The organism is Microcystis sp. M44BS1 (assembly GCF_020244875.1).
GTDB lineage: Bacteria > Cyanobacteriota > Cyanobacteriia > Cyanobacteriales > Microcystaceae > Microcystis > Microcystis panniformis.
Genome location: NZ_JADBVM010000005.1, coordinates 1 through 3,858, shown reverse-complemented (window position 1 = coordinate 3,858; position 3,858 = coordinate 1). Strand labels below are relative to the sequence as shown.

Below are 3,858 nucleotides of genomic sequence, written 5' to 3'. Positions count from 1 at the left end.
CCAAGCTTTTCTGGTCGGAACCCCCTAAGCCGAGTTTTCCAGGTGCTGCGCCGTCCACTTGGTTTTCGAGACTGGCCTTTTAATTCTAACGTAAAGCCAACCTAGAACGGCGGGGTTTCAGACCCAAAATTTCCGATGAAAATCGAGACCAAGGACGATCTCATAGAAGAAATTCTCGCTGCATGGAAAGACCGAATCGGTGATGACTACCTGGGTTACAGGGGTCATGTCTATCGAATGTTCAATTTCTGTTTGGCCCTCCATTCCTGCACCGAAGAAGAAAAAACCAAGTTAGCGATCGCCGCCTGCTTTCACGATCTGGGTCTTTGGTCGGCTCATACCGTGGACTACATCCCACCTTCGGTGTTTGAAGTAAAGAGGTACTTATCCGAAACTGGGCGAGAGGAATGGTCTGAGGAAATTGGACTAATGGTCGAGATGCACCATAAGGTTCGCACCTACAAGACAGACCGCTATCCGCTGGTGGAACTATTCAGAAGGGGCGATTTAGTTGATTTCTCCCTTGGTTTCTTTAAGTTCGGCATTCCTCCCGCCTATGTGGGCGAGGTCAAAAAGGCGATTCCAAATAACGGATTTCACCGCTTTCTCATGAAAGGAGCGCGCCAGTGGTTTGCAAAACATCCGTTTAGTCCGCCACCCTTCATGAAGTGGTGATGCGATGTCTGATCCCGTAGGATGGTTTGGCACAGCGTAACCCGTCAAAAACATTGATGATTAAAGGCGATCATTTTTGGGCATGGCCAAATTTTCCTCAACTTGGCGATCGCTTTTGGGGCAGGGGGAGGAGCGATCGCATCTCTCCTAGGATAGAACGCTGATTGCAAAGGATGGTCAGTCAGCCAGATGGTCAACAGCTTACCCGAAAAAGCTAGATTTTGTTACAAAATTTAGTATTACTTGGTGCTGTGTATAGAGAAGTTGCGAATTGTTAACCCTAGCTTTGCTAGGAACGCAAAATATGATATTGTGACACCAAGTCCGTAAAAAACGGCAAGGTTTTCAGTTTTTTAAAACATCAGGTCGCTACATTCTACAGCTATTTTCGCTCAAAAAAACCGATTTTCTAGGCATTTCTATGACTTATCTTGTTGAAAATCCTTCTACAACCTTTTATTCCTATACCGATACGGGGGTCGATCCCCTGAAAACCGCTCACGGAGTTTATATCACGGTTCACGGACATTTTTACCAACCACCGCGAGAAAATCCCTATCTAGACAGAATTGAACGGCAGCCGAGCGCCCATCCCTTCCACAATTGGAATGAACGCATCCATCACGAGTGTTATCGTGCCAATGCTTTTGCGCGTATTTACAATGACCGGGGGGAAGTGATCAAAATAGTTAATAACTACGAATATCTCAGCTTTAACATCGGGGCCACCCTCATGTCATGGATGCAATCCCATGATCCCGAAGTTTATCAACGCATCTTGGCAGCAGATCAAAAAAGTTGTCAACGCTTAAACGGTCATGGTAACGCCATCGCCCAGGTCTATAATCATATCATTCTGCCCCTAGCCAACAAACAGGACAAATACACCCAAATTCGCTGGGGAAAAGCCGATTTTCAGCATCGTTTCGGTCGTGATCCCGAAGGAATGTGGTTAGCGGAAACAGCCATTGATTTAGCCACAGTGACAGCTTTAATCGATGAAGGGATTAAATTCACCATTTTAGCCCCTTCCCAGGCCCTGCGCTGTCGTCCTTTCCCTAGCGACCATGATCCCCATCCCCAATGGCACGCAGTGGCTGGAGGTCAAATCGATCCCACCCGTCCCTATCGCTGTTACATCCCCGATGGTCGTTATCTGGATATTTTCTTCTACGATGGTCCAATTTCTCGCGATATGGGCTTTAATGATGTCCTAGCCAGTAGTGATTTTCTCGTCGGTCGTCTGGGACAAGCAATTAAAGGGGATCATCGTCCCTCCCAGTTAATCAGCGTCGCTACCGATGGGGAAACCTTCGGACACCACAAACAGGGGACAGAGAAGTGTCTTAGCTATGCTTTTACGGAATCTTTCCCTAAAAACGGCTGGACAGTCACCAATTTCGCCCATTATCTCAGTATTTGCCCCCCCACTTGGGAAGTGGAATTAAAACCCGTGACCGCGTGGAGTTGCGTCCATGGCGTAAATCGTTGGCAGGATGACTGTGGTTGCGGGGGAGGGGGAAATTACCAGCAAAAATGGCGTAAACCCCTGCGGGAGTCCCTAAATTGGCTCAGAGATGAGTTGATTAAGGTCTATGAGATTCAGGGACAGGAATTTTTCCGGGATCCTTGGCAGACAAGGGATGACTACATTGCAGTTATTTTAGATCGATCCCCAGACGCGATCGAACATTTCCTCGCCCTGCATCAAAGTCGTACCCTGAGTAAAAGCGAGAAAATCGATGCTTTGCGTTTATTAGAAATGCAAAGACAAGCTTTATTGATGTTTACCAGTTGTGGCTGGTTTTTTGAGGAAATTTCCCGACCTGAAGGTACGCAAATTTTGAGATATGCTGGCCGGGCCCTGGAATTAGCCGGAGAAGTGGCTGGAATTCAATTAGAAATGAATTTCCTCAGTCGTCTAGCTTTCGCTCCCAGTAACGTTAAGTTATATCAAGATGGGGCTGATGTCTATCGACAATTGGTCACTTCTGCGCGGGTGGATTTGGAACGGGTGGCGGCCCATTACGCCATTAGTTCTCTATTTACCAATTATCCCAGTCATCATCGGATTTATTGTTACAATACCCGTCAATTAGATTATCAAAAACAAGCGATCGGGTCTTTAACTTTAGCGGTGGGACAGGTGGAATTAACCTCGGAAATTACCCAAGAAAGTGAACATTTTGTCTTTGCTGTTCTACATTTAGGAGGTTGGGATTTTTACTGCTGCATTCAACCGTTTAACAGTCGGTTAATCTATACCAATCTTAAGGATCATCTCTTTGAATCTTTACAACAGGCCAGTGTTTCGACCATGATTGTAGAAATGGGGCGCGGATTGGGAGAAAACTTCTTTGCTTTACCCCATCTTTTTGCCGATGAAAGACACCGGATCATGCAGAAGGTGACAGCCGAAACTAAAAAACGTCTCGATCAACTATACACCCAAGTTTATCGGGATAATTACGGCATTTTAGCGGCTTTCCAACGGGATGAGCTGCCCGTACCTCAAGAGTTACAGGTAGCGGCCGATATTGCCATTTCTCACCGTTGTTTACAGGTGATTACTGCCCTAGAAAAGGATTTTGAGCATCGGCAAGCGACGGAGAATAATCTCGATCAATTATTTGCTATTGCTAAGGAGGCCAATCATTTACACTGTCAATTAAACATCCCCGAAGCGCGTCAAATCTTAGAAAGTCTGCTCTGGCAATCTCTTGGGAAATTATTACACGATGGCGATCCTTTAACGGCGGAGGAGGATACTCGCTTAATCACCCGTTTAATTGAAGTTAGCCAACAATTAAAGCTAGGATTATCCCTCGATCGCTCTCAGGAATTATACTATTATTACTTCCATGATCGTCTAGTTCCTAATTCTTTGCGGTCTAATTCAATAGATGTTTCCTGTCCCTGGCCGATGACTCAATTAAAATGGTTATTACTATTAGGACAGGTGTTAAAAGTTGATGTGAGTATTTGGCTGTGAAATCAGTCAAAGGGTGGGCAATGCTCACCCTTTGATGATTAAGTGGGTTAGGTGTTGACATCCTCGCCGCCCTAAAAGTGCGGCGATTCCTAAACCTCACGATTTAAGTTTCTGCTTCCACCACCGTCGCATACCACAGTTAAAAAACCATGTACTGTCTTACACAGAGTCCACAGACTTTCGCCCCATTT

General features: G+C 45.8%; 2 protein-coding genes. Both read left to right on the top strand.

Translation table 11 applies throughout. The features are described 5' to 3' along the window. Nucleotides 1-135: 135 nt before the first annotated feature. The gene (locus IM515_RS00180; RefSeq protein ID WP_287628523.1) at nucleotides 136-675 is read left to right on the top strand and encodes a hypothetical protein; all 540 of its coding nucleotides are present in this window, start codon (nucleotides 136-138) and stop codon (nucleotides 673-675) included. 421 nt (nucleotides 676-1,096) lie between these two features. Next, the gene (locus IM515_RS00175) at nucleotides 1,097-3,667 is read left to right on the top strand and encodes a DUF3536 domain-containing protein (RefSeq protein WP_287628521.1); all 2,571 of its coding nucleotides are present in this window, start codon (nucleotides 1,097-1,099) and stop codon (nucleotides 3,665-3,667) included. Nucleotides 3,668-3,858 lie beyond the last annotated feature (191 nt).

Excerpts from the sequence above, each read along its gene's own strand:
- IM515_RS00175 (WP_287628521.1), top strand. The coding sequence starts at position 1,097 with ATGACTTATCTTGTTGAAAATCCTTCTACAACCTTTTATTCCTATACC.
- IM515_RS00180 (WP_287628523.1), top strand. The coding sequence starts at position 136 with ATGAAAATCGAGACCAAGGACGATCTCATAGAAGAAATTCTCGCTGCA.